Below are 22750 nucleotides of genomic sequence, written 5' to 3'. Positions count from 1 at the left end.
CACCAGGCATCGGCCGGTCCGGAAGTCCATGATGGTCCGGTACCCGAACGTGAAGGAGCATTCGATGCACGCCGAGTCGTACCAGCGGAGCCTCGAAGACCCGGAGGGTTTCTGGCTCGAAGCCGCGCAGGCGATCGACTGGACCCGCACGCCGACGCGGGCACTCGACGCGTCGAAGGCGCCCTTCTACCGCTGGTTCCCGGACGGGGAGCTGAACACGGCGTTCAACGCGCTCGACCGGCACGTGCGGGACGGCCGCGGCGGGCAGACCGCGCTGATCTGGGATTCGCCCGTCACCGATTCGGTACGCCGGTTCACCTACGCGGAGCTGCTGGACGAAGTCGCGCGCTTCGCCGGCGCGCTCGCCTCCCTCGGCGTCGGGAAGGGCGACCGCGTCATCGTGTACATGCCGATGGTCCCCGAAGCCGCGGTCGCGATGCTGGCGTGCGCCCGGCTCGGCGCGGTGCATTCGGTCGTTTTCGGCGGCTTCGCGCCCAAGGAGCTCGCGGCGCGGATCGAAGACGCGAAACCCAAGGTCATCGTCGCGGCGTCGTGCGGGATCGAGCCGACGCGGATCGTCGAATACAAACCGATCATCGACGAGGCGCTCGCGGGAACCGTCCACCAGCCGGACAAGGTCGTGGTGCTGCAGCGGGAACGCGCCCGCGCCGATCTGGGTGAGCGCGACGCCGACTGGGCGGAACTGGTCACGAAGGCCTCCCCCGCCGATCCGGCGCCGGTCGCGGCCACCGACCCGCTGTACATCCTGTACACCTCCGGCACCACGGGGAAGCCGAAGGGCGTCGTGCGCGACACCGGCGGGCACGCGGTCGCGCTGGCCTGGTCGATGGGCGCGATCTACGACATCCAGCCCGGCGACGTGTGGTGGACGGCGTCCGACGTCGGCTGGGTCGTCGGCCATTCCTACATCGTCTACGCACCGCTCCTGATCGGGGCGACGACGGTCATGTACGAGGGCAAACCGGTCGGAACACCGGACGCGGGCGCGTTCTGGCGGGTCGTTTCCGATCACGGAGTGAAGGCGTTGTTCACCGCGCCGACCGCGTTGCGGGCGATCAAGAAGGTCGATCCGGACGGCGTCGAAATCGGGAAATACCAGCTCAGCGGATTCAAGACGTTGTTCATGGCCGGTGAACGACTCGATCCGGAGACCTATCACTGGGCGCACGACAAGCTCGGCGTGCCGGTGATCGACCACTGGTGGCAGACGGAGACCGGCTGGCCGATCGCGGCGAATCCGCGCGGGCTGGAGCCGATGCCGGTCAAACCCGGCTCCGCGACGAAACCGGTGCCGGGCTGGGACGTGCGGATCCTGGACCAGGCGGGCGACCCGGCGCCCGCCGGACGCGAGGGCGCCATCGCCATCAAACTGCCGCTCCCGCCGGGTTCGCTGCCGACGTTGTGGGAGGACGACGAGCGGTATCGCGAGGCGTACCTTTCGCGGTACGAAGGCCACTACCTGACGGGTGACTCCGGGTACGTCGACGAAGACGGCTACCTGTTCGTCATGGGCCGCACCGACGACGTCATCAACGTCGCGGGTCACCGGCTTTCGACCGGTTCCATGGAGGCCGTGCTGGCGTCGCACCCCGCCGTCGCCGAATGCGCCGTGATCGGAGTACGGGATCAGCTCAAGGGGCAGCTTCCGCGCGGTTTCGTGGTGCTGAAGTCGGGCGCCGACATCGACGCCGAAACGCTCAAGGCCGAATTGGTCGCGCTGGTGCGGCGCGACATCGGCCCGGTCGCCGCGTTCCGCGACGTGTCCATTGTGGACGCGTTGCCGAAGACGCGGTCCGGGAAGATCCTGCGCAAGACCATGCGCGGCATCGCCGACGGACGCGACGAACAGGTGCCGTCGACCATCGAGGACGCGAGCGTTCTCGATGCCCTGAAAGCGGTTCTCCGCGGCGAGTGACCGGTGATCGGTACGGCGTACTGGTCCGATCGGGTGTTGTCGCCTTTGCCCTATTGGTCTATACCTTCTCAGGGAAGAGAGTCTCCAGTTATCCGACCGGAGGTGCTCCATGAGTAAACGCCTGTCCAGAACCGTGCTCGGCGTGGCCGTCCTGAGCCTCGTGACGTTCGGACTGCCCGCCACGGCGAGCGCGGGACAGCACGCGAAGGCCGAACGGACCGTCACCGACGTCGTCCCCGCGCCGGTCGACGCGAAATCCGACCCTCGCGCGAACTTCCGTCTCGGCCCCGCGACCATCATCCGCACCGACCGCGAAGGCAAGCAGGTCGCCGAGTACCTGGCGGGCCTCCTCCGGCCGGCCACCGGCTACCGGCTGCCCGTCGTCAGCGGCCACCGCGGCGGCGGCCCCGCCATCTCGCTCGAAACCGGCCACGCGAGCGGCCGCGTCGGCGACGAGGGCTACCAGCTCAAGGTGTCGCCTTCCGGTGTGACCTTGAAGGCGAACACCGATGATGGCCTGTTCCTCGGCGTGCAGACGCTGCGCCAGTTGCTTCCGTCGGCGATCGAGGCGAAGTCCGTCCAGAAGCGTTCGTGGGTGGTCTCGGGCGGCACGGTGCTCGACTATCCGCGCTTCGGCTACCGCAGCGCGATGCTCGACGTCGCCCGCCACTTCTTCACTCCGGACCAGGTCAAGCTCTACATCGACCAGATCGCGCAGTACAAGATCAACAATCTCCACCTCCACCTGAGCGACGACCAGGGCTGGCGGATCGAGATCAAGAGCTGGCCGAAGCTGGCGACCGTGGGCGGCCAGACGGCCGTCGGCGGCGCTCCCGGCGGCTACTACACGCAGGAGCAGTACAAGGACCTGGTGCGCTACGCGGCTTCGCGGCACATCACGATCGTTCCCGAGATCGACATGCCGGGACACACCAACGCGGCGCAGTACTCCTACGCCGAACTGAACTGCGACGGCAAGCCGATACCGCCGCGCACGGACATCGAGGTCGGCTACAGCTCGCTGTGCATCGGCAAGGACATCACCTACAAGTTCGTCGACGACGTCATCCGCGAACTGTCGGCGATCACTCCTGGGAAGTACATCAACATCGGTGGCGACGAGGCGCACTCGACCACTCCGGAGGACTACCAGACCTTCGCCACGAAGGTGCACCCGATCGTCGCGAAGTACGGCAAGACGATCACGGGCTGGCACGACATCGCCAAGACGAATCCGCCGGTTTCGGCCGTCCCGCAGTTCTGGGGCACGACCGGGACGGACGCGGCCGTCGCCGCCGCGGCGGCACGCGGCAACAAGATCCTGATGTCGCCCGCGAACAAGGCGTACCTGGACATGAAGTACCACCCCGGGACGCCGCTCGGCCTGGACTGGGCCGCGCTGATCGAGGTGAAGGACGGCTACGACTGGGATCCGGCCACGTACCTGCAGGGTGTGACGGAGAAGAACGTCATCGGTGTCGAGGCGCCGCTGTGGTCGGAAACGCTGATCACCAGTGACAACATCGAGTTCATGGCGTTCCCGAGGCTGCCGGGTCACGCGGAGATCGGCTGGTCGCCCAAGGCTTCCCGGAGCTGGGACGCGTACCGGCTCCGGCTGGCGAAGCAGAGCCCGCGGTGGGTTCAGCAGGGCATCGACTTCTATCGGTCCACGCAGGTCGACTGGAAGTAGCGGGCAGTGAAAGGTCCCTTTCTTGCGAATTTCGCGAGAAAGGGACCTTTCATCGCACGGCGGCGGCGTCGAGGCGGGCGGTGATGGCGGCCCGAGCCAGCGCGTAAGGCTCCGTACCGCCGAACATCACCGAGTCGGCGTTCGCGGCCCGCCCCAGCGCGTTCAGCTCGAAGGCCAGCTGATTCACATCGACCGACTCGCGCAGATGCCCGGCCTTCCGCGCCTCGACCGCGGTGGACCGGATGAACTGCGCGAAGGCCCGGCTCGCGTTCGCGACCGCGTCGTGCACCCGGCCGGTCCGCGCGTCGAATTCGGCGCCGGTGTTGAAGAAGAAGCAACCACCCGGGAACACGCGGCGTTCCGAGTAGTCGAGCCAGTTCGCGCACAGGGCGCGCAGCCGCGCGATCCCCTGCTCGACCTCCAACGTCGGCTCGACGACGTTCTCCGCGAAGATCGCGCTCGCCGTCTCGACGGCCGCGAGCTGCAGTTCCTCCTTGGAGCCGAAGAGGGCGAACACCCCGGATTTGCTCAATTCCAGTTCGGTGGCGAGCCTGCCGAGGGACAACCCGTCGAGCCCTTCGACGGAAGCGATGTCCACGGCGCGCCGAAGTACGATCCGCCTCGTCGCGTCCCCGCGGGCCACCCGGCCGTCAACCGGCATTCCGTTCCTCTCGCCGCCTCTTCGCCGATTCCAGGCCGTCACGGTACTGCCGGGAAAGCGACGGCGTCGCGAGCACCCGGTCCAGCAGCGCCCAGTACGCGTCCCGGCGCTCGTCGTCGAGCTGGGCGACGTTGGTGAACGACGCGACGTACACCTCGGCGATCGTCGGGTTCACCGGATCGCGTTCTTCGAGCGTCATGCGTCCCGACGTGGGGACCTCGCCCGTCCGGAGCACCCGCAGGTACCAGCCGCTGCGACCGGAATCGATCATCGCCGGGATGACGTCCTTGCGCCCGGTCTTCATCGCGAGCTTGAAGCACGGCGTCCGCGGCTGCGAGACCTGGACCAGCGCGTCTCCCCAGGCCCAGACATCGCCGACCCGGACGTCGTACTCGTCGGCGCCCGTCACCGAGGCGTTCTCCCCGAAATCACCCGCCGACACCGGGAAACCCTGCTCCGCCCAGGCCGCGTAGTGCGTGGCCGGATAGACGTAGACCGCCTTGTCGACGCCGCCGTGGACGGTGCGATCCGCCTGGTCGTCACCGGCCAGATTGATCTCGTCCAATGTCAAGGACGGCGATTCCACCCGTGACTTCGCGATGGCGCTGTACACCGGTACGTCACGCTTCATGCCCAGCACCGACGGCCGCCCGACGAAGACCTCTTTCACTTCGAGAGTGCTCACACCCTAGAAGATAGCACGACCGTTCGTATACATTGCCGCCATGGATCTCATCGCACTCACCACCCGGGCCCATCAAGCCACCGGGGAAACGATCGCCGGAATAGGCGCGAACGACTGGGACCGCTCGACCCCCTGCGCCGAGTGGACCGTCCGCGACATCGTGAAACACCTGATCGAAGGGCATGATTCCCGCACCGCGGAGGCGAGCGGTCACCCGATGAAGAGCCGGCCGTCGGCCGACGACGCCCTCGCCGGGTCCTACGCGGAGAGTTCCGCCGAGTTCCTCGCGGCCTTCGACGCCGAAGCCCTGGAGAAGTCCTTCGATTTCGGGATCTTCGGCCCGCTCCCCGGGAAGAACGCGCTGGCCGTGCTGTTCGTCGACACGCTCACCCACCACTGGGACCTCGACACCGCCCTGGGCCGCGAACACCGATGGGACGACAAGCTCGCCGAGGCCGCGTTGAAGGTGGCGAGCCGCTATCCCGACGTCACGCCGGTACGCGGGCCCGGCGGCGCCTTCGACCACGCTGTCGAGGCACCGCCGGGCGCCGGACCTGGCGCACGGCTCATCGCGTTGCTGGGCCGTTCAGCTCAGCCGATTCCTCGTCGCTGAACAACCGGGACCGGACCAGGAACCGGACCCCTTCGGGCGCCTCCAAGGAGAATCCGCTCCCCCGTCCGGGGACGACGTCGATGGTCAGATGCGTGTGCTTCCAGTACTCGAACTGAGGGCCCGACATCCACACCGGAACGTCCTCGACGCCTTCGACGCTCAGGTCACCAAGGTGGACATCGGACGCCCCGGTGCGGAATTCGCCCGCCGGGTAACACATCGGGGCGCTCCCGTCGCAGCATCCGCCGGACTGGTGGAACATCACCGGACCGTGGAGCGACACCAGCCGCCGCAGCAGATCCGCGGCGGCCGGTGTCAAGCCGACCCGCTCGGCCATCAGAAGAACCCGAGCGCACTGTCCGAATAGGACACCAGCATGTTCTTGGTCTGCTGGTAGTGGTCCAGCATCATCTTGTGGTTCTCGCGCCCGATCCCGGACGCCTTGTAGCCGCCGAAGGCCGCGTGCGCCGGGTACGCGTGATAGTTGTTGACCCACACCCGGCCCGCCTGGATGTCGCGGCCGGCGCGGTAAGCGGTGTTGCCGTCGCGCGACCAGACACCGGCGCCGAGGCCGTACAGCGTGTCGTTGGCGATCTTCAGCGCGTCGGCGTAGTCGTCGAACCTGGCCACCGAGACCACCGGGCCGAAGATCTCCTCCTGGAAGATCCGCATCTTGTTGTCGCCCTCGAAGACCGTCGGCTGCACGTAGTACCCGCCGGACAGTTCGCCGCCGAGGTCGCTGCGCTCGCCACCGGTGAGGATCTTCGCGCCTTCCTTCTGACCGATGTCGATGTAGGAAAGGATCTTCTCCAGCTGGTCGTTGGACGCCTGTGCGCCGATCTGCGTCTCGGTGTCGAGCGGGTGCCCCTGCTTGATCTTCTTGACCCGCTCGACGGCGTCGCCGAGGAACCGGTCGTAGATGCCGGACTGGATCAGCGCGCGCGACGGGCAGGTGCAGACCTCGCCCTGGTTCAGCGCGAAGAGCGCGAAACCTTCCTGCGCCTTGTCGTAGAAGGCGTCGTTGGCCGCGGCGACGTCGTCGAAGAAGATGTTCGGGCTCTTCCCGCCGAGCTCGACGGTGACCGGGATGATGTTCTCGCTGGCGTACTGCAGGATCAGCCGCCCGGTGGTGGTCTCGCCGGTGAACGCGACCTTCCGCACCCGGTTGCTCGACGCGAGCGGCTTGCCCGCCTCGACGCCGAAACCGTTGACGATGTTCAGCACGCCCGGCGGGATCAGATCGCCGATGAGGGACATCAGCAGATGGATCGACGCCGGGGTCTGCTCGGCGGGTTTGAGCACGATCGCGTTGCCCGCGGCCAGCGCGGGCGCGAGCTTCCAGACCGCCATCAGCAGCGGGAAGTTCCACGGGATGATCTGGCCGACGACGCCGAGCGGCTCGTGGAAGTGGTACGCGACGGTGTTGTCGTCGATCTGCGAGATGCCGCCCTCCTGGGCGCGCAGGGCGCCGGCGAAGTAGCGGAAATGGTCGATGGCCAGCGGGATGTCGGCGGCGAGGGTCTCGCGGACCGGTTTGCCGTTCTCCCACGATTCGGCGACGGCGATCGCTTCGAGGTTCTGTTCCATCCGGTCGGCGATCCGGAGCAGCACGTTCGCGCGCTCGTCCACCGACGTCCGGCCCCAGGCCGCGGCCGCGCCTTCGGCCGCGTCGAGCGCGCGGTCGATGTCGGCGGCGGTGCCGCGGGCGACCTCGGTGAACACCTGTCCGGTCACCGGGGTCGGGTTCTCGAAGTACTGACCGCTCGCGGGCGGTACGTACTCGCCTCCGATGTAGTGGTCGTAGCGCGACTCGTAGCTGACGACGCTGCCTTCGGTGTTCGGTGCCGCGTACTTGGCCATCTTTCCTGCCTCATCGCTAGGGGTGACGGATGACGGCGAAGCTAGGGCGGGTGAGGTTGCACGCACGTTGCAACGAAGTGAGCGCGGTCACCTATTCTCGGAAATGTGGCAGAGCGGCCCGGTGGAGAGTCGTCGCCGCGTGACCCTCAGGCGTACGCGCGGCTGCTGAAGGACGTCCACGACGCCGTCCTCTCCGGTGTTCCCGCGCCGCGTTCCCCCAGGTCGATCGTGTCGGCTTCGTGGAATCGCTCGCTCGCCGCGCACGTCGATCCGGACACGGGCGTCGCCCCGCTGGTCTACGACCCCGGCGAGGTGAACGGGCTGCGCGACGAGCATCCGCTGGCCCCGGTGCTGCCGATCCTGCGGCAGACGCTGGTGAGCATCGCCGACGACGCCGAGCACATGATGATCGTGACCGACGCGGCCGGGCACATCCTGTGGCGTGAGGGCGCCGCGGGCGTGTTGCGGCGAGCGGACAGCGTGATGCTCGCCGAAGGCACGCGCTGGAGCGAGGACGTCATCGGGACGAACGCGATGGGCACCACGCTCGCCACCGGGGAGCCGGTGCAGATCTACTCGGCCGAGCATCTGGTGCGGACCTATCACGGCTGGACCTGCGCGGCGGCGCCCGTACGCGATCCGGAGACCGGCGCGCTGCTCGGCTCGATCGACGTCAGCGGTCCGCTGCGGACGGTCCATCCCGCGATGCTCGCGCTGGTCACGGCGGCCGCCCAGCTCGCGGAAGGCCAGCTGCGGGCCCGGCTCGCGATGCGCGACGAACGGTTGCGGGCCGCGAACATGACTCATCTGGAAGCGTTGCGCGGCGCGCCGGGTGCCCTGCTCTCGGCGAAGGGCCGCGTGCTGGCGGCCGAATCCTGCGGCGATCTTCCCGCCACTGTGGACATCCGGCCCGGCGGCGGCGCGGTCGCCCTGCCCGACGGGCGGCTGGGCACCGTGGAGCCGTTGAGCGAGGGCTATCTGCTGCGCCTGGGGAGCCGGGGTGCTTCGCGACGTCCGCGGCTCGCGCTGGAGTTCCTCACCGACGGGCCACCATCGACCACAGTGGACGGTCGCGAAGTGCCGTTCACCTTGCGACACGCGGAGATACTGACGCTGCTCGCGCTGAACCCGGGCGGCCTTTCGGCGGAGCGGCTGGCCTTGCTGCTCTACGGCGAGAGCGGCAACCCGGTGACCGTGCGCGCGGAGATCCACCGGCTCCGGACGCAGCTCGGATCGGACATCGTGCAGACGCGGCCGTACCGGCTCTCCGCCGACGTGGACGCCGACTTCCTGCGCGTCCGCGCGGCGCTCAAACGAGGCGACGTCACGGCCGCGGCGGACGCGTTCCGCGGTCCGCTGCTGGCCGAATCGGAGGCACCCGCCGTGCGCGAGGAACGCGAGGCCGTCACCGCGTCGGTCCGGCGGGTCGTGCTCGGCAGCGGGGACGCCACGGCGCTGTGGTCGTACTGGGAGACCCCGTGCGGGGCCGACGACCTGGAGATCGTCGACGCGCTGTGCCGGGTGCTCCCGGACGGCGATCCGCGACGTGCCGTCGCCTTCACCCATCGGAACCGTCTCGACCGCTGAGTAGACAGCGTCTACATGAGTTTGATAGACAGTGTCTACAAGGTGAACTCGCGGTTACGGAGATCTGGATGGGCTACCAACGTTTCGTCGCGCTCGGCGACAGCTGCGCCGAAGGGCTGGCCGATCCGCATCCGTCGGGCGGTTTCTACCGAGGCTGGGCCGACTTCGTCGCGGACCGTCTCGCCGAGGAAGAGCCCGGGTTCCGCTATGCCAATCTCGCGGTCCGCGGGCGCAGGCTCGATCAGATCCACACCGAGCAGACCCCCGCGGCGACCAGGCTCCAGCCGGATCTGATCGCCCTGTTCGGCGGCGGCAACGACGTGATGAGCCGCGGCTGGGACGCGCGCACGGTCGCCCGCCGCGTCGACACGGCCATCCGCGCCTGCACCGAGATCGCGCCGCGGGTCGTCACCTTCACCCTCAGCGACATCTCCCACCGCATGCCGATGGGGCACCGCATGCGCCCGCGCATCGTCGCGTTGAACGACGCCGTCCGCGAGGCGTCCGTCAGCTACGGCGCGACGCTGGTCGACCTCTGGCCGGACGACGCCACGCACGATTCCCGCTACTTCGGCCCGGATCGGCTGCACCTGTCCGAGCAGGGCCACCGGCGCCTGGCCGGGCACGTGCTCGGCAAGCTCGACGTCCCCCACGACCCGTCCTGGCTCGCCCCGCTGCCCGGCTCGGCCGGACGTCCCGGCCTGCGCGCGGATCTGCGCTGGCTGACCAGGGAGGTCTTCCCGGTCGCGGTCAGCCGGTTCCGCAACCGGCTCATCGGCCGCCAGCCGGGCGACGGTTTCCTGCCGAAACGTCCCGACCTCCTGCCCGTTCACGAGGAGACCCGGTCGTGGGCGCCCGAACCCGCCTGATCGAAACCGCCGCGAACCTGCTGGCCGAAGAAGGCGTCGGCGCCGTGACGCTGCGCGGCATCGCGAAGGCCGCCGGCGTCTCACACGGCGCGCCGCTGCGGCATTTCTCCGGCCGCGCGGCGCTGCTCTCGGCGGTCGCCACCCGCGGCTACGTCGAACTGCTCGAACGCGGCGCCGACCTTCCGGCCGGGACACCCCGCGAGCGGCTCATCGCCGCCTGCCACGGCTATCTCGACTTCGCGCTGGCCAATCCGGCGATGTTCGAGCTGATGTTCCGCCGCGATCTCATCGACGCGGACGATCCCGAACTCATCCGGGTGAGCAGCGCGGTCTTCGACTTCTTCGCCGCGTTGGTCGAGGACGTGCAGGAAGGCGGCTGGCATCCCGCGACCGATCCACGGCTGCTCGCGTCGTCGCTATGGGCGTCGCTGCACGGCCTCGCCCAGTTGTGGCTCTGGGGCGGGCTGGCGGGCGCGAGCTTCGCGCCGTCACCGGAGCGGGCGCTGGCCGTCACGTTGGACGCCTATCTGGACTAACGGCTCGAAGTCCTTCCCCAGCACGGATTTCGCGGCGTGCCAGCCGCCCATCCCGTGCACGCCGGGGCCGGGTGCCGTCGCGGCCGAACACAGGAAGACACCGCCGAGCGGGGTCCGGTGCGGATTCCAGCGGGCGACCGGCCGCCCGAGCACCTGCCGCAGATCCACCGCACCCGCCGCGACGTCGCCGCCGGGGTAGTTCGCGTTGTAGGCCTCCAGTTCCGGCGCGGTGACGCAACGGCTAGCCAGGATCGTGTCGGAGAAGCCGGGCGCGAACCGTTCGATCCGCCGCCGGACGAGCTCGGTGACGTCCCGCGGATCCCCATGCGGCACATGGCAATACGCCCACACCGGCCGTTTGCCCGGCACCCCGCGGGACGGGTCGAGCGTCGTCGGATCGGACACGAGCACGAACCGGTCGTCCGGATCTTCCCCTCGCACGATGGCGTTTTCGGCGGCGTACACCTCGTCTCGCGTGCCTCCGAGATGGACGGTGCCCGCCTTGCCGACGTCCGGCGCCGCCCACGGAACCGGTTCGGACACCAGGAAGTCGACCTTCGCCACGCCGGGTCCGTAGCGGTAGGACTCCAGCGCCTTACGGTAGCGCGGCGGCAGCAGGTCGCTGGCGATTTCGAGGAAACCGCGCGGGGCGATGTCGAGGATCACCGTGCGCGACTTCGCCAGTGTCCGCAGATCGGTGATCCGGCTGCCGGTGTGGATCCGTCCGCCGCGGGCGCGGAGGTCGGCGGCGAGGGCTTCGGTGATGGCCTGGCTTCCGCCGCGGACGATCGGCCAGCCCGTCGAATGCGCGAGGTGGCCGAGCAGCAGTGTCGCGCCTGCCGCGGCGAGGGACGGCTGACGGCTCATCACATGCGCGGAAACCCCGGAGAGCAGCGCGAGCGCTTCCGGACCGGTGAACAAACGGCGTTCCGAACCGGACGCGAGCAGCGCGATCCTCGCCGGGAGGAGGGCGGCGGCACGAGGGTCGCGGGGCGGATGGCGAAGATCTCCGAGCAGGAGATCGGCCAATTCGCGGCTGCGTTCGGCCAGCGGGCCCATCAGGCGGCGCCACCGGGGCCCGTCCGCACCGAGGGCGTCACAGGTCCGGTCTAGGTCTTCGTACGCGAGACCGGCCCGGTCACCGCCAAGAGGATGCGCGTACGCGACCTCCGGGCGCAGAAGGTCGACACCGTGCCGGGCGAGGCCGAACCAGCGGAAGAACGGAGACGCCGCGGCCAGCGGATGCCCGGTGGCGCAGATGTCGTGCCGGACTTCGTCGTCGAACAGCGAGGCCGTGCGCGTCCCGCCGCCGATCTCTTCCGCCGCCTCGTGCACTTCGACCGTCAGCCCGGCCCTGACCAGCAGGACCGCCGCGGCGAGCCCGTTCGGGCCGGAACCGACCACCGACACGTCGACCGACATACCGCCCCCTCACCGGGATCCGAACATCTCGCCCGAATATTGTCGGACCTCTCTCCTAGATTGATCCGCTCCAACCCAATCAGGAAGGAGGACCATGCCCGACCATGACACGCTGCTCGCGCGCGTCCGGAAGCTCCTCGCGAAGGCGGAGGACCCGGCGGTCACCGAGGCCGAAGCCGAGTCGTACAACACCAAGGCCGCCGAACTGATCGCCCGGTACGGCATCGATCAGGCGTTGCTGGCCGCCTCCGGGGCGACAGCGGACGAGATCACGCAGATCAAGATCCCGCTCGACAACCCGTACAGCCGGGACAAGGCGGGGCTGCTGACGAACATCGCGCATCCGCTGCGCTGCCGGGCCCTGCTGCACCGGCTCGGCCAATCGGTCACCGCGGTGACCGTGTTCGGTTTCCGCAGCGATCTGGAGCGGACGGAACTGCTGTACACGAGCCTGCTGTTGCAGGCGACCACCCAGCTGACCAGGGTCCGCCCGGAGAACCGGGTGTTCGCGGGCGAATCGCTGGCCGCGTACCGGCGGACGTGGCTGCACGGCTTCTCCGGCGCGGTCTACGAACGGCTCCGCAACAGTGAGGACACCGCGGCCAGGACCCATACGACCGCCGCCGGTCATCGCTCGGCCGAACTGGTGATCCAGGATCGGACGGCGATGGTCAAACAGGCGTACGATGAGCAATACGGCGATCTACGCTCGGCACCGCCGAGGCGGCTGTCCGGCAGCGGCTATCTCGACGGTCACTCCGCCGGCGAGCGCGCCAACCTCAACACCACCGGTATCACCGGAAGGCGCCGCGCACTGCCCGTGCGCTAGCCGTCGCTCCCGCCGGGAGGGATCTCGTCCGGTTCCGGCGGCCGGACATCGTGAATATGCGCCTCTTCGCAGGCACCGTGAAGATCGAAGTTCAGCCGAGCCACCGTGAGAGACAGGCGCCCGTTGGGCCCACCTCGGACGACGTTCGCGTCATGATCGTCCTGCCCGTCGTCCTCCCAGAAGCAGACGGGGCAGACCTCGTACGCGCCCCGCTCGCCCACCGTGAGATAGCCACAGCAAGGACAGGCGTACCCTTCCTTCCCTTTCGTCACGGCCGAAATCCACCTCGTGAGAATCGCGTGTCCTCGGGTCTACTGAGGACATGATCGTGATCGAAGACCTGGCCACCCGGCCCGAATTGCGCGAGCCCGCGCTCGCCATCGGCGGTGTCGGCGGCGAATTCCTCCAGCACGGCCTGGCGGGCCTGCTGGCGAAGTCGTCCCACCTCGCCGCCCGCTGGCCCGAATACTTCCTCGTGCTGCTGGAAGACGGTGTTCCCGTGGCGAGAACCGCGGCAGTCCCGGTCGGCTTCCCGACCGCCGAACGCCCGGAACTGCCGGACCACGGCTGGGACGCCGCCCTGATCTGGGCCGCGGAAGACGTGCTGAGCACTCGTGAGACGAATACGTTGATAGCACTCGAAGTGATGGTCGCGCCAGGCCGCCGTGGCGGCGGCCTGGCCACAAAAGCGTTGGAAGCGTTGAAGAAGCGCGCCTCGGAAACAGGTATGCGCAAACTCGTCGTGCCGGTCCGCCCGGCCGGGAAGGAGAACGAACCAGAACTGTCCTTTGAAGACTATGTCGCCCGCCGTCGCGCGGACGGGCTGCCGGAGGATCCGTGGCTGCGCACGCACGAACGGCTCGGCGCCCGGTTCGTGAAAGTGGCTCCGTTCGCGATGACGGTCACCGGCACCTTCGCCCAGTGGAAGGCGTGGACCGGAGCCGAACTCCACGACGGTCTCACGACCGTGCCGGGCGGGATAGCGCCGGTGCTCGCGTCCTCGGCGCTGGACGTCGGCGTCTACACGGAGCCGAACGCCTGGCTCGAGCACCTGGTAGACGAAGCCAGCACCTGCTAGATTTCTTTGGCATGTGCAGGAGCTCGGCATGACCGCCACCGGACCGTCCGGCGACGAGCTGCTGCGGCTGCTGGGGGCGCTGGCGAATCCGCACCGGCTGCGGATCGTCGCGGCGTTGCGTGCGGAGCGCGCGTATGTCAGCCAGCTGGCGCGAGAGCTCGGCATCAGCCGGGCGTTGCTGCAGCTCCACCTGCGCAAACTGGAGGCGGCCGGGCTCGTGTCGGCCGAACTGGAGCTGTCGGAGGACGGGAAGGCGATGAAGTTCTACGAGGTGAAACCGTTCCTGGTCGAGCTGAGCCCGGACACCATCGCCGCCGCGGCGCCGACGCTGAGCACGGCACCCGGTGACGAGGGGGAACGATCGTGAAGTGGCATCAATGGCAGGAGGTCGCCGGGCTGATCGGCATCTTCGTGTTCCTCACCGTGGTGATCACGGTGGTCGTGTGGCAGTTCGGCGCGACCATCCGGGCCAGGGGCGCGCTCGCGCGCGAGCAGGAATACCGCAGGTTGGCCGAAAAGGCCGTCCAGGCGCAGGAAGAGACCGAACGCAAACTGACCGAACTCGACGGACGCCTCGCGGATCTCCAGAAGAGCGTGGGCACGGTCGAGCGGATCCTCAAGGAGGTCGACTGACCACCGGTGAAAGACCCTGGGCCGCCGAGCGGCAACTCGACGGCCCAGGAAAGAAGAAGCAAAAACCTCGCCCGAGGCATCTCACTCCTTCACGTAAAGGACTGTAGTTCATGCTGCCCGAAAAGATCGCCGCCTGGTCCATGCGGCATCGCGCGGTCACCCTCGCCGGCTGGGCCGGCCTCGTGGTCGTCGCACTGCTGGCGGGAATGCTGCTGGACGGTGAAAGCCGCCGAAGCACCGATCCCGGCGAGTCCGGCCGCGCCCAGACCGCCTTGAACGCCCAAAACACCTTCGACCCGTTACGCGAGAACGTCCTCGTCGCGGCGAAGGAGCCCGGTTCGCCGCCGTTCGCCGCGAACGAAGAACTCCGGCGGGCGACCGAAGATCTGATCACCACGCTCACCACGAGCGGCTCGGTCACCGACGTCCGCTCGCCGCTGGCCGACGGAGGCGCCGAGCGGATCTCGGCCGACGGCACGTCCGGACTCGTCGGGTTTTCGATCGCGGGCGACGAGAAGGACATCCGCCCGAACTTCGAGACCGCGACGGCGCGAGTGGCCGAGGTCGCCGCACGGCATCCATCGGCCCGGTTGAGCCAGTCCGGAGATCTGAGCCTGTCGACCGTGGTCGACAAGGGTATCCGTGAAGACGTCAAACGGTCGGAGCTTCTTTCCCTGCCGCTGACACTGGTGATCCTGCTGATCGTGTTCGGGGCGCTGGTCGCAGCGTCGGTCCCGTTGCTGCTGGCGGGGACGAGTGTCGCGGCGACGTTCGGCTTCCTGTCCGTCGTCGACGACTTCACCCCGATCAACAGCGCGACGACGGTGATCACGCTGCTCATCGGGATGGCGGTGGGCGTCGACTACTCGCTGTTCTTCCTCAGGCGGCAACGGGAAGAACGCGCACGCGAGCACTCGGTAGACGCCGCGACCCGCATCGCGGCGCGGACGTCCGGGCACGTCGTGGTCGTCTCCGGGGTCACGGTCGTCCTGTGCGTGAGCGGGCTGGTGCTCACCGGACTCGACAACTTCACCGGTCTCGCGATCAGCACGGCGTTCGTGGTCGGCCTCGCCGTGCTCGGCTCGGTCACCGTGCTGCCCGCGCTGCTCTCGTTATTGGGCGACAAGGTCGATCGCGGGCGGATTCCGTGGCTGGGCAAGCGGCGTACCACGGCGGAGAAGTCGCGGTTCTGGTCCGCGACCGCCCGCGTGGTCACCCGGCGCCCGGCGTTGTGGGGCGGGCTGGGGGCCGCGTTGCTGATCCTGCTCACGCTGCCCGCGCTCGGCATGCGCCTGCAGGATCCGACACCGGCGGAGAGCCTGCCGCGATCGATGCCCGCGATCGACGCCGCCGTCCGCACCCAGGAGGCCTTCCCGGGCGTGGTCTACCCCGCCACGGTGGTGCTCACCGCCGAGAACGGCGGCCCGGTCGACAGCCCGGCCCTGCGGTCGGCGATCACGGATCTCGAACGGCGGATCGGGGATACCTCCGGTGTGCTGAACAAACCCGTCGCCGTCGGAAACGTCGACGAGGCCGTGGTCGTCCGGGTCCCGCTGTCCGGCGCCGGCCGCGACGCGGAATCCGACACGGCGCTCGCGAAGCTGCGCACCGAGCTACTCCCCGAGACGATCGGGAAGCTGGACGGCGTCGAGTACGCGGTGTCCGGCCGGACGGCGAACGCCCGCGACTTCGCCGACCGGGTGACCGAGCGGATGCCGCTGGTCTTCGGGTTCGTCCTGCTGGCGGCGTTCGTGTTGCTGCTGCTGGCTTTCCGGTCGGTGGCGGTGGCGCTCGTGTCGATCGTGCTGAACCTGCTGTCGATCGGCGCGGCCTACGGCGTGCTCACCTGGATCTTCCAGGACGGCCATTTCGCTTCCCTGCTGGGATTCACCCCGTACGGCGGGGTGGTCGGGTGGCTGCCGATGTTCATGTTCGTCCTGCTGCTCGGGCTGAGCATGGACTACCACATCTTCATCCTCAGCCGGATCCGCGAACGCCGGGCGGAAGGCGCCATCGCCGCGATCGTCCGCGGCACCGGCACGAGCGCCGGCGTGGTCAGCGGCGCGGCGGTGATCATGGTCGGCGTGTTCAGCGTCTTCATCACGTTGAGCGCGATCGAGTACAAGATGATGGGAGTCGGGATGGCGGTCGCCGTCCTGATCGACGCCACGCTGGTCCGCGGGGTGCTGCTGCCCGCTTTCCTCGCGGCGCTGGGAGAACAGGTTTGGCGGCGTGACCGTAAATCCGTGGCTCCCGAACGCGCACCGGAACTATCGTCGCCGAATGCCTGACGCGCTCTTCGCTCACGCCCGGCTCGCACCGATTTACGACGCCTTCGACGGCGCTCGCGACGACTTGGACCACTACCTCGCCATCATCGGCGAACTCAGGGCCGAGAGAGTGCTCGACATCGGCTGCGGCACCGGTTGCCTGGCCGTTCTCCTGGCCGCGCGCGGGATCGAGGTCGTCGGTGTCGATCCCGCGAAGGCGTCGCTGGAAGTCGCGAAGACCAAAGACCCGGAAGGGAAGATCACCTGGATCCATGGTGACGCGAAAGCGGCGGGTGAAGCGGGAGCCGATCTCGCGGTGATGACCGGGAACGTGGCCCAGGTCTTCCTGGCCGACGACGAATGGAGCCGGACTCTCGAAGGCGTCCACACCGCGCTGGTGCCGGGTGGTCATCTGGTCTTCGAGATCCGGCGCCCCGGGCGCCGGGCGTGGGAGGACTGGGCGGCCGACACGGCCCACGAAATCATCGACGTCCCCGGCGTCGGCGAGGTCGAGCAATGGCGCGAGGTCACCGAGGTGGACCTCCCGTTCGTGTCGTTCCGGTACAGCTACCGGTTCTCCGACGGCGAGGTCGTCACCTCGGACTCGACGTTGTGGTTCCGTGAGCGCGAAGACTTGGAGGCTTTGCTGGCGAAGCACGGCTTTCGCGTCCTGGACGTCCGGGACGCCCCCGACCGTCCAGGACGCGAGTACGTGTTCATCGCCCAGCGCGGCTAGAGGACTTCGCCGTCCGCGATGGCCTTCGGCCCGGTGATCTTCACATCGCCCCGGACGACGACGTTCTTCCCGAAGGTGACGTCGCCGTCCACCGCGAGGCTCGTGCACTCCTTGAGCGAGGGCGCCACGGGGATACGCGCGTCGAAGTCCGGAAGGAGCTTGTAGAACTCCTTGCTCAGCGACACGACCGGCGGGGTGGTGGTGAACTCCGGGACCATCTCCCCGCCGTCGTCGAGCACGTAGGCGTCGGACCGGACGACCAGCAGATCGTCGGTGGTCTTGACCGGCGCGAACCTGGTCCGCGGGATCTCGATGGCCCGTGCGCCCTCGACCGAACCGATCGCCGCGCCCATCGCCGTTTCCAGCTGGATCACCGGTGTACTGGCGGAATCGGCGGGATCGACGGTCTTCCGGTTCACGATCAGCGGCAACAGCGGCGCGGCGGGGTCGGCCTCCTGCAGCGCCTTCAGCCGTTCGAGATCGAACCAGATGTTGTTGGTGTTGAAGAAACGCCACTTGGCGACGTCGCCGAACGAGTCGTCCCCGTCCGGGACCTGCGCGGATTCACGCAGGACGATCCGGCCCGCGCGCCGCGCGAGGTGCCCGCCCTTGCGGTCGGCCGCGGTGCCGAGCACCGTCTCCATCGCGAACGGGATGTCCTCTTTCGCGAGCCACGCCGCGATCCGGGCGTCCGGGAGCGCGCCGAGGTTGTCGGAGTTGGATACGAAACACCAGCGGATGCCCTCCGCCAGCAGGGTTTCGAGCATCCCGCTCACCGCGAGCGCGACGTAGATGTCGCCGTGCCCCGGCGGGCACCATTCGAGCTCCGGGTTCGCGGGCCATTCGGCGGGCCGCCCGTCGGCGGTGATCTTCGGCTCGCGTCCCTGCAGGAAGTCGGCCGGGATGACTTCGTCGGCGAGATCGGGATACTTCTTCAGCAACTCCAGCGAAGGTTCGCGGGTGCCGGCCGAATTCATCAGGATCAGCGGAAGACGCGCGTTGTACTTCTCGCGGGTCGAAAGCACCTGCATGGCGATGACGTCGAGGAACGTCTTCCCCGGCTTGATCTCCAGCAGTGATTTCGGCCCGGTGAGCCCCATGCTGGTGCCGAGCCCGCCATTGAGCTTCAGAACGGCGGTGCGATCCAGCACCCGGCGCGCTTCGCCGGCGTCCGGCTCCGGCAGATCCACGAGCCTGCTGATGTCATCGAGCGGTTCGAGTTCGTTTCCCGGCAATTCACCGGCGCCGGGTTCGGTCAGCTGCTCGAGGCGCCGCCGCAGGGCTGCCAGCTCCATGGCGTGGGCGCCCGCGGAACGCATTTTCGACAGCGTTTCGGCGAAATGATCGGACAGGTGCGCGTCAGAGCTCATTGTGCCCTTTCTGAACCACTGCGTCGGGGCGTCAGTGTATTACCGGGCGCGGCGCCAGGCCGTGCTCCGGGGTCAGTACCCCGGTCATGCGGACGTCATGCGGTTCCGCGGGCAACTCGCGCACGAGTTCGGCGTCCCGGACGACCGCGATCAGCGCGGCGCCGGGCGCGGCGAAGGAGAGCGACCGGTCGTAGTACCCGGCGCCGCGGCCGAGCCGGACGCCCGCGTCGTCGACGGCGAGCGCGGGGATCAGCATCAGATCGGCCGTCCCCAGCGTGTCGGGACCGAGGCGGCGTCCGGTCGGCTCGAGCAACCCCCGCAGCCGACCCGGCGCGAGGCTCGACGGGTCCTCGTAGGCGGCCCACTCCAGCGGGCCCGGCGCGTCGGGGACGATCGGCAGCAGCACCCGTTTGCCCTGGTCGATAAGTTGATCAAGCAGCGACGTCGAACCCGGTTCGGTACCGAACGGGACATAGGCGCACACGACCTCACCGGGCAGCCGAGCGGCGGCGGCGGCGAGCGCCACGGCCTCCCGCGCATGCTCTTCCGACACCTGCGAACGCCGTTCGGCGGTTATCCGGGAACGCCACTCCGTTTTGCTCAGGTGTTCATTGCCGGGCTCGACCACGTGGTCAGGTTAGGCTTCACGCCTATGACAGGCGCAGCGACCACCCCGGCGGCACGGACCACGAGGAGCTTGCCCGATCGGGCGATTTCCGCGGCTTCGGACCGCATCACTCCTGGTAACGGTGGTGAACTTCAGTTCACCGACGGGCCCTCATCGCGTGCCTGGTCGAACGAACGGATCGAGATCTCCCAGTCATGACGGAACCCATCGCCGAAGCGGCCGAGACCGAAGACGCGGGACAGTTCCGTTCCGTCGAGGATCAGATCTCCCTGACTCTGGACGCCGCGGTACGCCCGCGTCCGGTTCGCGTCGCCATCTCCGAGGCCCAAGGCCTCCTGTGCGCCGAAGAGGTCGTCGCCGAACACGCGCTGCCCGGTTTCGACCAGGCCGCCGTCGACGGCTACGCGGTGCGAAGCGTCGACGTCCGCTCCGCGGGCCAAGAGCCGGTGCAGTTGCCGGTGGTCGGCGAGATCGCCGCCGGTTCCCGCCAGCCGCGGCGGTTGCAGCCGGGACAGGCCGTGCGAGTCGACACCGGCGCGCCGCTGCCCACGCTCGCCGACGCCGTCGTCCCGACCGCCTACACCGACGGTCACCAGGCCAAGGTCACCGTGCACAGGTCGGTGCCGTCGGCGGGTTACGTGCGCCGGACCGGTGAAGACGTGCAGATCGGCGACGTCGCCGTGCGCAAGGGCGACACCATCGGCTCGGCCCAGGTCGGCCTGCTCGCCGCGGTCGGTCGCGCGAAGGTCCTGGTCTACCCGCGACCCCGGGTCTCGATCGTTTCCGTCGGCGACGAACTGGTCGACATCGACCGCACGCCGTCGGTCGGGCAGGTCTACGACGTCAACTCCTACGCGCTGTCCGCGGCCGCGCGGGACGCGGGCGCCGAGGTGAGCCGCGTCGGCATCGTCCCGGGCGATCCGAAACGCCTGCGAGAGATCGTCGAAGGCCGCCTGCTGATGTCGGAGATCGTCGTCGTCGCGGGCGGCGCCGGCGGGAGCGCGGGCGACGAAGTGCACGCGGCGCTGTCCGATCTCGGCCATATCGACATGACCCGCGTCGCCATGCACCCCGGCTCCGTGCAGGGTTTCGGCAGGCTCGGCCCCGACTCGGTGCCGACGTTCCTGATCCCCGGCAACCCGATGAGCGCGCTGGTCGTGTTCGAGGTGCTGGTCCGCCCGCTGATCCGTGCAGCGCGCGGCACCCGCAACCCGCATCGCCGGATCGTCGGCGCGCGGCTGCTCTCCCCGATCACCTCGACCAAGGGCCGCAAAGGTTTCCTGCGCGGGCAACTGCTGCGCGACGAGGGCAACGGCGAATACCTGGTGCAGCCGCTCGGCACCTCCGGCGCGCATCTGCTCGCGTCGCTGGCCGAGGCGAACTGCCTGATCAACATCGACGAAGACCTCACCGAGGTCGCCGCGGGCGAGCAGGTCAAGGTGACCTTCCTGGCCCAGCGGGCGTAATGGGCGCACCGATTTCCGGCGTCGCGTATCCGATCGAGAGCAGGCATCCGGGCTGGCCCGCGAAGCTGGGCCCGCTCCGGGTGCCCGCCGGGATCCTCGCCGTCCGGCCGGTCCGCCTCCGCGACGCCGGCGAGTGGAGCCGCGTCCGGCTGCGCGATCGCGAGCACCTGGAAATGTGGGAACCGACCGGTATCGGGCCATGGCCGGATCGCAACGCGTACTGGTCATGGCCGTCCCAGTGGCTGGCATTGCGCGGCCTGGCCAGGCGCGGTCAATGTCTCCCGTTCACCATCACGGTGGACGGACGCTTCGCCGGACAGATCACTGTGGGTAACGTCATCCGGGCGTCGCTCCGATCCGCCTGGATCGGCTACTGGGTGTCATCGGAGATCGTCCGCGGCGGCGTCGCGACCGGCGCCGTCGCCCTCGTCACCGACCATGTCTTCGACTTCGGCGGACTGCACCGCCTCGAGGCGACCGTCCGCCCCGAAAACACCCCCAGCCTGCGGGTTCTCGCCAAAGCGGGCTACCGGCAGGAGGGTCTTTTCGAGCGCTATCTCGATGTCGCGGGTGGCTGGCGGGACCATTTCTGCTACGCCGTCACCAAGGAGGAGACCGGTGACGGACTGGTCTCCCGGCTCGTCTCGAAGGGCCTCGCGGAGCGCGTTTGACCCCGTCACCGGGCCGTTCCCGTGACCGCGTTACCACAAGCTGTGAGATTCACCTAATTTGGTGATGCATTTTCCGTGATCGAAACCGGCGAGTCTGCGCGGCGTGTGTGACTGTTGTGGCTAGCGTGACTACAGCAGTGGATCGGGGGAGGTGACGGGAGATGCCCAGTTCGGTGATCATCGTCGCGCTCGCAGCGGCATGGCTCGTCGTTCTCGTGCCCATGGTCGCCCGCAAGCGCCAGCAGGTCGCACGGACGACGGACTCGGCCTTGGCGGCGCGAGTCGTGCGGAGCGGGAGCACACGCCACGAGGGACCGGAGGAGTTCGCGATGGCGGAAAACACGGAACCATCGGTAGAAGACGACCTGGCCGAACTCGAGGCGGAGCTCGACGCCGACCTCGAGGACGAGGCACCGGAAGCCGAACCGCTTCCCCAGCCCTCGCACACGGCCCGCCCGGAAAGAGAACGCCAAGGCGCCGGCTACCGGCCCGGCCGCGGCGGATTCGACCCGGAAGCGGCGGACATCGCCGCGCGCGCCAAGTACGCGTTCCGGCAGCGGGTCGTCATCGCACTCCTGGTACTGGTGGTCACCACCGCGGCCGTCGCCGGATTCTTGACCCCGACGGTCTGGTGGGCCAACGGTGTCGTCGACGCTGTCCTCATCGGCTACCTGGCGTACTTGCGCCGCCAGGTCCGCATCGAGAACGACATCCGGCAGCGCCGCCTCGCCCGCTTCAACAACACCCGCGCCCCGCGACGCTCCCTCGTCGACGACGAAGACCACGATGCGCACGAGTCCCGTGAGGACATCGAGGTCGTCGCCACCGAACGCCCGGCCGTCGTGGAACGCAAACCGTCCCCGATGTCCCGCCTCCGGCGCCAAGCCGTCGTCGTCGACCTCGACGACGAGGACCCGGCCTTCCACGAGCTCGACGAGCCCGGGACCAGGCCTTTCCGCCGGGCCGCCGGAGAATGACCCCCGCGTTTCGGGGCTCCATGGGCCACTGATAGGCTCATGGAGCTCCAAACGAGGGGCAAGCTTCACCAGGGGCTGTAGCGCAGTTGGTAGCGCGTCTCGTTCGCATCGAGAAGGTCAGGGGTTCGATTCCCCTCAGCTCCACAGTGAAACAAGGGTCTTTCCCAGAGAATCGGGAAGGACCCTTTTTGCTGTCCGCACTGCCGGCTTGTACGAATCTTGTACGAGCGTGA

The 22750-nt window shown here is 68.7% G+C and carries 23 protein-coding genes and 1 tRNA gene; 16 read left to right on the top strand and 8 right to left on the bottom strand.

Features of this window, described 5'->3' with window-relative positions:
* Positions 1–28: 28 nt before the first annotated feature.
* A complete protein-coding gene (locus MJQ72_RS14420) occupies positions 29–1936 on the top strand; it encodes a propionyl-CoA synthetase (protein ID WP_315860864.1) in 1908 nt (635 codons plus the stop codon).
* A gap of 109 nt (positions 1937–2045) precedes the next feature.
* On the top strand, positions 2046–3626 hold the full coding sequence (locus MJQ72_RS14415) for a beta-N-acetylhexosaminidase (protein WP_240599654.1): 1581 nt from the start codon (positions 2046–2048) through the stop codon (positions 3624–3626).
* Between the two features lie 49 nt (positions 3627–3675).
* On the opposite strand, the gene MJQ72_RS14410 is transcribed toward MJQ72_RS14415, so the two are convergent.
* Together MJQ72_RS14410 and MJQ72_RS14405 are read right to left on the bottom strand one after the other, a co-directional pair.
* Positions 3676–4287, bottom strand: a complete 612-nt coding sequence (locus tag MJQ72_RS14410; RefSeq protein ID WP_240599653.1) for a TetR/AcrR family transcriptional regulator — start codon at positions 4285–4287, stop codon at positions 3676–3678.
* Complete coding sequence (locus MJQ72_RS14405; RefSeq protein ID WP_240599652.1) at positions 4277–4972, bottom strand: MOSC domain-containing protein; 696 nt, start codon at positions 4970–4972, stop codon at positions 4277–4279. Before MJQ72_RS14405 ends, MJQ72_RS14410 begins: the two co-directional genes overlap by 11 nt.
* A gap of 40 nt (positions 4973–5012) precedes the next feature.
* Here MJQ72_RS14405 and MJQ72_RS14400 point away from each other — a divergent pair, with 40 nt between their 5' ends.
* Positions 5013–5585 carry a TIGR03086 family metal-binding protein gene (locus tag MJQ72_RS14400; RefSeq protein ID WP_240599651.1) on the top strand — a complete coding sequence of 191 codons (573 nt, stop codon included), beginning with the start codon at positions 5013–5015 and terminating at the stop codon, positions 5583–5585.
* Here the strand turns inward: MJQ72_RS14400 and MJQ72_RS14395 are convergent.
* Both MJQ72_RS14395 and MJQ72_RS14390 read right to left on the bottom strand, forming a co-directional pair.
* Complete coding sequence (locus MJQ72_RS14395) at positions 5539–5922, bottom strand: DUF779 domain-containing protein (RefSeq protein ID WP_240599650.1); 384 nt, start codon at positions 5920–5922, stop codon at positions 5539–5541. The genes MJQ72_RS14400 and MJQ72_RS14395 overlap by 47 nt on opposite strands.
* Entirely contained in the window at positions 5922–7445 is a 1524-nt protein-coding gene (locus MJQ72_RS14390; protein ID WP_037340578.1) for an aldehyde dehydrogenase family protein, read from the bottom strand. The genes MJQ72_RS14395 and MJQ72_RS14390 overlap by 1 nt, the downstream gene beginning before the upstream one ends.
* A gap of 105 nt (positions 7446–7550) precedes the next feature.
* On the opposite strand from MJQ72_RS14390, the gene MJQ72_RS14385 reads away from it, so the two are divergent.
* The 3 genes from MJQ72_RS14385 to MJQ72_RS14375 all read left to right on the top strand — a co-directional run bounded on the left by MJQ72_RS14385 (position 7551) and on the right by MJQ72_RS14375 (position 10437).
* Positions 7551–9032 carry a helix-turn-helix domain-containing protein gene (locus MJQ72_RS14385; RefSeq protein WP_240599649.1) on the top strand — a complete coding sequence of 494 codons (1482 nt, stop codon included), beginning with the start codon at positions 7551–7553 and terminating at the stop codon, positions 9030–9032.
* A 68-nt stretch (positions 9033–9100) separates the two neighbouring features.
* On the top strand, positions 9101–9901 hold the full coding sequence (locus tag MJQ72_RS14380) for an SGNH/GDSL hydrolase family protein (protein WP_240599648.1): 801 nt from the start codon (positions 9101–9103) through the stop codon (positions 9899–9901).
* Positions 9880–10437 carry a TetR/AcrR family transcriptional regulator gene (locus MJQ72_RS14375; protein WP_240599647.1) on the top strand — a complete coding sequence of 186 codons (558 nt, stop codon included), beginning with the start codon at positions 9880–9882 and terminating at the stop codon, positions 10435–10437. Before MJQ72_RS14380 ends, MJQ72_RS14375 begins: the two co-directional genes overlap by 22 nt.
* Here MJQ72_RS14375 and MJQ72_RS14370 read toward each other — a convergent pair.
* A complete protein-coding gene (locus tag MJQ72_RS14370; protein WP_240599646.1) occupies positions 10390–11859 on the bottom strand; it encodes an NAD(P)/FAD-dependent oxidoreductase in 1470 nt (489 codons plus the stop codon). The genes MJQ72_RS14375 and MJQ72_RS14370 overlap by 48 nt on opposite strands.
* 94 nt (positions 11860–11953) lie before the next feature.
* Here MJQ72_RS14370 and MJQ72_RS14365 point away from each other — a divergent pair, with 94 nt between their 5' ends.
* Positions 11954–12688, top strand: coding sequence for a DUF2786 domain-containing protein (locus MJQ72_RS14365; protein ID WP_240599645.1), 735 nt, complete (start codon positions 11954–11956; stop codon positions 12686–12688).
* Here MJQ72_RS14365 and MJQ72_RS14360 read toward each other — a convergent pair.
* On the bottom strand, positions 12685–12960 hold the full coding sequence (locus MJQ72_RS14360; RefSeq protein ID WP_240599644.1) for a CPCC family cysteine-rich protein: 276 nt from the start codon (positions 12958–12960) through the stop codon (positions 12685–12687). The genes MJQ72_RS14365 and MJQ72_RS14360 overlap by 4 nt on opposite strands.
* A 50-nt stretch (positions 12961–13010) precedes the next feature.
* Here MJQ72_RS14360 and MJQ72_RS14355 point away from each other — a divergent pair, with 50 nt between their 5' ends.
* From MJQ72_RS14355 to MJQ72_RS14335, 5 genes are all read left to right on the top strand, one after another.
* Positions 13011–13766 (top strand): GNAT family N-acetyltransferase, encoded by a 756-nt coding sequence (locus MJQ72_RS14355; RefSeq protein ID WP_240599643.1) that lies wholly within the window; start codon positions 13011–13013, stop codon positions 13764–13766.
* 28 nt (positions 13767–13794) lie between these two features.
* Positions 13795–14133 (top strand): metalloregulator ArsR/SmtB family transcription factor, encoded by a 339-nt coding sequence (locus tag MJQ72_RS14350; protein ID WP_240599642.1) that lies wholly within the window; start codon positions 13795–13797, stop codon positions 14131–14133.
* Positions 14130–14399: a hypothetical protein gene (locus MJQ72_RS14345; protein ID WP_125791739.1), complete on the top strand. Its 270-nt coding sequence runs from the start codon at positions 14130–14132 to the stop codon at positions 14397–14399. The genes MJQ72_RS14350 and MJQ72_RS14345 overlap by 4 nt, the downstream gene beginning before the upstream one ends.
* Before the next feature lie 110 nt (positions 14400–14509).
* The gene (locus MJQ72_RS14340; protein ID WP_240599641.1) at positions 14510–16690 is read left to right on the top strand and encodes an MMPL family transporter; all 2181 of its coding nucleotides are present in this window, start codon (positions 14510–14512) and stop codon (positions 16688–16690) included.
* Positions 16683–17405 (top strand): class I SAM-dependent methyltransferase, encoded by a 723-nt coding sequence (locus MJQ72_RS14335; RefSeq protein ID WP_240599640.1) that lies wholly within the window; start codon positions 16683–16685, stop codon positions 17403–17405. The genes MJQ72_RS14340 and MJQ72_RS14335 overlap by 8 nt, the downstream gene beginning before the upstream one ends.
* Here the strand turns inward: MJQ72_RS14335 and MJQ72_RS14330 are convergent.
* Together MJQ72_RS14330 and MJQ72_RS14325 are read right to left on the bottom strand one after the other, a co-directional pair.
* Positions 17402–18775 carry a UTP--glucose-1-phosphate uridylyltransferase gene (locus MJQ72_RS14330; RefSeq protein WP_240599639.1) on the bottom strand — a complete coding sequence of 458 codons (1374 nt, stop codon included), beginning with the start codon at positions 18773–18775 and terminating at the stop codon, positions 17402–17404. The genes MJQ72_RS14335 and MJQ72_RS14330 overlap by 4 nt on opposite strands.
* A 31-nt stretch (positions 18776–18806) precedes the next feature.
* A complete protein-coding gene (locus tag MJQ72_RS14325) occupies positions 18807–19379 on the bottom strand; it encodes a 5-formyltetrahydrofolate cyclo-ligase (RefSeq protein ID WP_396426988.1) in 573 nt (190 codons plus the stop codon).
* A 218-nt stretch (positions 19380–19597) separates the two neighbouring features.
* On the opposite strand from MJQ72_RS14325, the gene glp reads away from it, so the two are divergent.
* The 4 genes from glp (at position 19598) to MJQ72_RS14305 (ending at position 22661) form a co-directional block, all read left to right on the top strand.
* Positions 19598–20869 carry a gephyrin-like molybdotransferase Glp gene (glp, locus tag MJQ72_RS14320; RefSeq protein WP_063273172.1) on the top strand — a complete coding sequence of 424 codons (1272 nt, stop codon included), beginning with the start codon at positions 19598–19600 and terminating at the stop codon, positions 20867–20869.
* Entirely contained in the window at positions 20869–21540 is a 672-nt protein-coding gene (locus MJQ72_RS14315) for a GNAT family N-acetyltransferase (protein ID WP_240599637.1), read from the top strand. The genes glp and MJQ72_RS14315 overlap by 1 nt, the downstream gene beginning before the upstream one ends.
* Positions 21541–21701: 161 nt before the next feature.
* Positions 21702–22517, top strand: coding sequence for a gephyrin-like molybdotransferase receptor GlpR (gene glpR / locus MJQ72_RS14310; protein ID WP_240599636.1), 816 nt, complete (start codon positions 21702–21704; stop codon positions 22515–22517).
* Positions 22518–22588: 71 nt separating this feature from the next.
* Positions 22589–22661, top strand: a tRNA-Ala gene (locus MJQ72_RS14305).
* Positions 22662–22750: the final 89 nt, after the last annotated feature.

The organism is Amycolatopsis sp. EV170708-02-1 (genome assembly GCF_022479115.1).
GTDB lineage: Bacteria > Actinomycetota > Actinomycetes > Mycobacteriales > Pseudonocardiaceae > Amycolatopsis.
The sequence above is the reverse complement of the archived record's forward strand: the minus strand, read 5'-3'. Positions and strand labels throughout refer to the sequence as shown.